This is a genomic window from Longibacter sp. (genome assembly GCF_051155795.1).
Classification (GTDB): Bacteria; Bacteroidota; Rhodothermia; order Rhodothermales; family Salinibacteraceae; genus Longibacter.
In genome coordinates this window covers 35,333-41,475 of record NZ_DAXETW010000116.1, presented here as the reverse complement: position 1 = coordinate 41,475, position 6,143 = coordinate 35,333, and the positions used below count along the sequence as shown (strand labels likewise).

Annotated in this window: 6 protein-coding genes; 1 reads left to right on the top strand and 5 read right to left on the bottom strand. The window is 63.0% G+C overall.

Going from position 1 to position 6,143, the window contains the following annotated elements:
* The 5 genes from ACFCU0_RS12040 to ACFCU0_RS12020 form a co-directional block, all read right to left on the bottom strand.
* Positions 1–1,077, bottom strand: a 1,077-nt coding sequence (locus tag ACFCU0_RS12040) for a hypothetical protein (protein ID WP_434973922.1), incomplete at its 3' end; no start/stop codon positions are given.
* A gap of 283 nt (positions 1,078–1,360) precedes the next feature.
* The gene (locus ACFCU0_RS12035; RefSeq protein ID WP_434973921.1) at positions 1,361–2,104 is read right to left on the bottom strand and encodes a M48 family metallopeptidase; all 744 of its coding nucleotides are present in this window, start codon (positions 2,102–2,104) and stop codon (positions 1,361–1,363) included.
* A gap of 289 nt (positions 2,105–2,393) precedes the next feature.
* Positions 2,394–3,128, bottom strand: a complete 735-nt coding sequence (locus ACFCU0_RS12030; protein ID WP_434973920.1) for a hypothetical protein — start codon at positions 3,126–3,128, stop codon at positions 2,394–2,396.
* 92 nt (positions 3,129–3,220) lie between these two features.
* Positions 3,221–4,300 carry an endonuclease/exonuclease/phosphatase family protein gene (locus ACFCU0_RS12025; protein WP_434973919.1) on the bottom strand — a complete coding sequence of 360 codons (1,080 nt, stop codon included), beginning with the start codon at positions 4,298–4,300 and terminating at the stop codon, positions 3,221–3,223.
* A gap of 82 nt (positions 4,301–4,382) precedes the next feature.
* On the bottom strand, positions 4,383–4,775 hold the full coding sequence (locus tag ACFCU0_RS12020) for a hypothetical protein (protein WP_434973918.1): 393 nt from the start codon (positions 4,773–4,775) through the stop codon (positions 4,383–4,385).
* A gap of 296 nt (positions 4,776–5,071) precedes the next feature.
* Between ACFCU0_RS12020 and ACFCU0_RS12015 the strand changes: the two genes are divergently transcribed.
* Entirely contained in the window at positions 5,072–6,139 is a 1,068-nt protein-coding gene (locus ACFCU0_RS12015) for a PA0069 family radical SAM protein (RefSeq protein ID WP_434973917.1), read from the top strand.
* Positions 6,140–6,143 lie beyond the last annotated feature (4 nt).

Genomic DNA, 6,143 nt, shown 5'->3' with positions numbered 1-6,143 from the left:
GTCTCCAGGCGTCTCGTCATTTGAACGCGCCGGCATCGATTCCGGAGGGGCGGAAGCGGCGTCCGTCCTTTGATCGGAAACCACCTCTCCCCCCACAGCCGCTGGCCGCAACTGTTGGTCTCCGCTTACATCGGGAGGCGCCATCCGGTCCGGTGCGTCTTGCCGGTCCGCATCGCCTCGGTTCAGGATCGCAGCGGCAACGCGCGTGCTACGCTCCACGACTGGCTCATCCTGAACGGACGCGGCGGGTGCGGGCGTCTGCGCATGACGCCGGAACTGTGCGTCCCCGTCCGTCGCCTGTGGCGTCATCGACAGCGGCGCCTCCGGTGTAGGCGACGCCTCGTCCAGCGGCGCTCCTCCGACGAGCGGCGGGATGAGCGTTTCCACCACGTCCGGCTGAATCTGCGGCACCCGCTGCAGAACAGCGCTCAGGGCGGCCGACGCCAGGGCCGGGACATCGACCGGGGACCGAACGGCGTCGATCATCCGGCGAGTCGCCTCCACTGCCGGGGACGGCACCGGTCCCATCGTCATGCGGCCGCTCCATACCGCGTCGAACCCCGGAAGAAACCCGGCCGGTCCTGCATTCACGTAGCTCTCGTAGAGGTCGCCATTTGGTAGCTCTGCGACGACGTAGGTAATGAATGTCGAGGGTGACACGCCACCGTCGCGGTCTCCGGTCGCTTCGTATCGGCGTCGCGTCTGCCCGAGCCCCGTCAGCGTGTCGACCTGCACGCGACTCCCTCGTCCGCGCTCTGCTATGCGCTGAACCGTGCCGACAATCTGCTGCACGAGCACGTCCCGGGTCGGGTACCCCTGCCGGTCCAGCGTGTGCGGGCGATTGCCGTATTCCTGGTACACAACGACAATCGTCCCCGCCGGCAACAACTGCCCGGTGTAGGGAGGCTGCCCAGGCCCACGAACGGCACGACGGAGCGTGAGAACAACCTCACCGGAAGCCTGAACGTCGTCATCCGCGTCCGGCGTAACATCTTCCACGTCAGGGTGACGAGCCTCCGCGGAGACAGCGGCTGAAACGGGCATCGCCAGACCCAACACGAGCAGAAGTGAGAGCAAGCACATCGGTACCTCTCCGGCTACACCACGTTTGCCGGAAAAACGCCCGGGACGGCGTACGAAGGGCGAAGGAGAAAGACCAAACATAAAGCCTGAGTACGTTTCCGGGAAAGCCAACGGAGCGAAGAGATGCCTCCCGTGCCCGGCGCAGACGTGCCGGACAGCTGACATGAAATATCGCTCCCACGACGCACATCCCTGCGGTGTTTTTGCTCATTCCGGCGTGCGCCATGGACGCACGTACTCCCGCTGGAAACGCACACGGCTGCTGAATCGGCGCCTTTCAGAGGTGTCGGCCGTCAAAAATCAGCGTGGGGCCATGCTCGTCCAGCCACGTTTCCTTCTCCCGATACGCCGGATCATACTGCTCGACCACCCGCCAGAATCGCGGGCTATGATCTGCATGACGGACATGCGCCAGCTCGTGAATGATGACGTAGTCGACAATCGACGGCGGCGCCATGAGGAGGCGGTAATTCATGCTCAGCGTTCCGGTGCGTGGCGAGTAGCTTCCCCACCGCGTCTTCTGGTTGCGAATCTGGAGCGAATCGTAGGACACGCCCATCACCGCCCCGAAGTGCTGTGCCCGTGCGGCGTAGTGCTCACGCGCCGACTCACGATAGAGTTTTTCGAGTTCCTTCCGGATGGACGTTTCCGCGACGCGTTTCCGGCTCAGCAAGAACGCATCCCCGCTGGTGAGCGACGGCCCCGTGACGCGGGATCGGTCCACCGACGCGACGCGGACGACGCGATCTCGACCGAGCAGGGGGAAGCGGGCGCCGGGCGCGAAGGTCCGGTTGGGAATCCTGGACCGCAGCTGCTCGATCTCGTCGAGGTGGCGCCGGACCCACGACGCCTTCCGCCGAAGTATCGCCGCCGGATCGGCCGACGAACGGTGCGGCAAGACGACGGTGATGCCTTTCAGATTGGCCTTGATGCGAATACGCGTCGCTCGCCGGCTCCGCCGTACGGTGTACGGCACCTCGCGACCATCTAGCGAAACGACGGATGATGAGGAGGGAGCCACGAATCAGGGGATCTGTTTCGGATACCACGGGATGCCGGAAGCTACGAAGAACCAGCTACAAAGTACGAGAAACTGAATGGGACGCCGTCGCCGGTGCAGCCGGACGCGTCACGGCGGGCATGCGATCGTCTCCGGTCGGTGTAAGGATACAGCGGCATGAACGACTCCGGTCGGTGGATTCGGCCCGCGGGCGCATACCGGCAAAAAGAGCGACCTCCCGCCGGAAAAGCGAGAGGTCGCGCAAGTGCAGTGTCCGTCAAAACGCCGGACGGATCGATCACACAGGATGTTATTCGGAAGGCGTATCTCTCATTTCGCGATCGGGCTCGATGCTCGTTTCGAGGTTGTCAAGCGCCTGCGCTGTTTCTGCGCGCGTCTCCGTGATGCCGTCGACCAGCTCGGAACGCATCTCGGCGAACTCTTCTTCCGTCGCGTTTTCTGCCGCTGCAAGGTCTTCCTGCAGAGCGTCACGACGCTGTTCGAGTTCCTGGATTTCCTCCTGCGTTTCCTGGCTGACCTCGTCGCCTGCGGCTTCCGCGTCTTGTTTCAGCTCTTCGAGTTGCGCGTCCAGCCGGTCCATCCGCTCATTCGCTGCGCGGACGAACTCGTCTTGCTCTTCCGCCGCTTCAAGTGCGACGCGGTCCAGACGGCGGTTCAGGTCGCGGCGCGTCTCCCGCATGTTGGCGCGGAGTTCTGACGCCTCCTCTTCACTCGCCTCCTCGAGTTGCTGCATCTGGCTACGAAGCGAATCGCGCTGCTGCCGGATTTCCCCCATTTCCTCGGAGAATTCGGCCTCGGCTTCTTCTCCGGCTTCGCTCAGCCGGTTATCGAGGGCTTCGATGTCCGACTCTGCTGACTGCAACGCGTCGTTCAGGTCATTTTCAAACTCTTCGACCTCGGCCGAGACGTTTTCCTCCGTCATTTCTCCAGGTTCTTCGGTGTCGTCCCCGGGGTCCTGGCATCCGGCAAACAGGATGGCTGCGGCGAGTAGAGCAGCGAAAAGGCGATGTGCGGTCGTACTCATGACATTTGGCTCCTTGTAAGTATACAGTTCGACGCACCTAACAGGGAGCCCATGGGCAAGTTGAGCGGATGTTGTGAACGGCCCGCCGGTCGTCACCCCGTCGCACGCTGAACCTTGTCACGCGCCTCCTCGACGTGTGCGGTCGTCGGTTCCGGTTCCGGCTGGTCCTCCGATGCCCCCCACTCGTATTGCAGTTCGGTGTATACCGGAAAGTGGTCCGAGCCGACGTGGTCGAGGACACTCAGATCGACGAGCTTGAAGTGATTCGAGTGGAAGATGTGATCCAGGGGAAACCGGAAGAGGGGCCAGTTCGCATGAAACGTGTTGTAGATGCCACGCCCCTGACGTGGGTCCAGCAGGCCACTAAGCTGCACGAACAGGTCCGTGGTATGCGACCAGGCGACGTCATTGAAGTCGCCGGCCACAATGGTCGGATGGTCGCCGTCCGTCACGTTGATTTCCTGCCCCAGAAGCACGACCTCCGCATCGCGTTCCTCCGCGTGGTTGTCGCGGATCGGCTCCGGCGGGCGCGGGTGCACGCCGAAAAAGTGAACGGCCGTTCCGTTTCGCAACTTGACGCCTGTTCGCACGGAGGGAATGTCATCTTCCACGACCGTACGTACCTCCGGCTCCATCAGCGGCAGGCGCGACAGGATCATCATGCCGTAGAAGTTATCCTGCGGCTGGGACACGATGTGCGGGTACTCATCGCGGAGGGCGAGAAGTGCCTCCTCCCACACCTCGTCCACTTCCATCGCAAGGATGAGATCCGGGTCCGCCCCACGGACGACGTCGAGCCAGGTTTGAAACTGGTCGTTGTCCTGCATTACGTTCGACGTGACGATCCGGATTGCACTGTCCGGGCGGGGCTGCCGGGCCCACTCGACCGGGGCCTGAACGAGCGGCAGGTACGGAGCAATGCGGCGGAGCTGCCAGGCGATCGCGCCACCGGTCACGACGAGAAAGGCGACGTCCCATGTTCCTCCGTCGTAAAAGGCGAGCGCGTAGATGCTACCCGACAGGGCCGCCAGGCCTGCGATCAGCGGCCGGGGAAAGTCCCACCCGCGCACGAACCAGTGGGGGTGGCGACTCAGACTCAGCGCCGTGCCACCAGCCATTGACAGGCCCAGCATCACGGTGGCGACCTGCAACACGGTCCAGACGTAACTCACGCGGCTTGGCTTCGGTTGAGAACATCCATCGACGCCGGGTGAAACCGATCCCGGTATGGATGTTTCCGCGCGGGACGGATCGTCAGTCGTCCGACTCGATCACGAAGGTGTTCGTGGACACGTCGAACCGCCGGTTGTCACGCTGTCGCTCCACCGTCGTCGTGAAACGGTGCGTCCCCCTCGAGGAGAGCGTGTCCGGCAGATACGCTCTGAAGCCCGCGGTATCCCCCGCTGGCAGTCCGTAGAGCGCGAGGAAACAGGCACGGCCCTGGTCGACGGCAACCCACCGGACGCCCGCCCGCCGCTCGAGCGTGGAGAGACAAAGGTTGATCCCGTAGTTCGTGGACTCGGTGCGATTGTGCATCTGAATCAGCACCGAGTCTCCCGGAGCACTGGACTCAGCCTCGACTCGGAATTCGATCCCGTCGCCTGGGGACTCATCGCTCCCGGTCAGACTGCACGCAGAGATCGTCAATGTGACAGCGAACAGAAGAGCGGCCCAACAGAGTGAGCGTGAAGGGAAGCGAGAAATATCCATAATCATCAAGATTCGTGCGGAGATGGCGGTACGGTAGATGTGCAGGCGACCCGCCTGGTTCGACGGACCGACGCGTCGCACTGTAGATACACGAGCGATCCCCAACGTACCCATTCACCAGGCACCATAGCTTCCAGAAACGGGGTTTTTTCGGTTGAACATATTCCACACATACCGTATGTTGGGGATCAACCGTGGTATTCGACAACCGCTTCACGAACGAACGACCGGCGATGAACGACGAGATGCCGTGGCGCAGTGGACGTGGCGCGCGCCGCAACCTGCCGAATCGCTTCGAGCCGCTTCATGTCGACCTCAACCCGGGCGACCTGGACAAGGAGGAGCGACGGAGCATCGATACGAAGTTCTTCGTCGACCCGACGAAAAGCATCCTGTCGAAGAATGACAGCCCCGACATCCCGTTCGACTACTCGCTCAACCCGTACAAGGGCTGCGAGCACGGGTGTCCGTACTGCTATGCCCGGCCCTCACACGAATACTGGGGCCTCTCGGCGGGGATTGACTTTGAATCGAAGATCTTCGTCAAGACCGAGGCGCCGGAGCGGCTTGCGGAGACCTTTCAGAAGCCATCGTGGACGCCGCAACCCGTTTCTCTCTCCGGCAACACGGATCCGTACCAGCCGGTCGAGCGAGACCTTGAGATCACGCGCGAATGCCTGAACATTTTCCTGCGTCATAGACATCCGGTCTCGATCGTCACCAAGTCCGCGCTCATCCGGCGGGACGTCGACTTGCTCTCCCAACTGGCGGAGCGCAATCTGGTCAACGTCGCGATTTCGCTTACCAGCGTTGACGACGCGCTTTCCGGCAACCTCGAGCCGCGTGCGGCCCGCCCGTCGCTTCGGCTCAAAACCATTCGCACGCTGTCCGAGGCAGGCGTGCCCGTCGGCATTCTGCTCGCTCCGGTGATTCCCGGGTTGAACGACGAAGAGATGCCACGGATTCTGTCTGCGGCTTCGGAGAACGGGGCCCGATCGGCGAGCTATGTCCTTCTCCGGCTGCCAGGAGCCGTTGCCGAGGTATTCGAGGACTGGATCGATGAACACGTCCCCGAACGGAAGTCCCGCATCCTCGGGCGCCTGCGAGAGTTGCGCGACGGCAAACTGAACGACTCGACCTTCGGCCGCCGCTTCCGCGGACAGGGGGAATGGGCGTCGGTCTTGCGCCAGCTCTTCCATAGCGCGCGACGGTCGGCCGGGCTGGAAAACGGGCTTCCGACGCTGTCCACGAAGCACTTTCGTCCCCTGTCCGGCGGGCAGATGTCCCTGTTCGACGCCTGAGTCC

What these genes read in the sequence shown, in the direction of transcription:
- ACFCU0_RS12030 (WP_434973920.1), bottom strand. Translation starts at nt 3,128, where the DNA reads ATGAGTACGACCGCACATCGCCTTTTCGCTGCTCTACTCGCCGCAGCC.
- ACFCU0_RS12015 (WP_434973917.1), top strand. Translation starts at nt 5,072, where the DNA reads ATGAACGACGAGATGCCGTGGCGCAGTGGACGTGGCGCGCGCCGCAAC.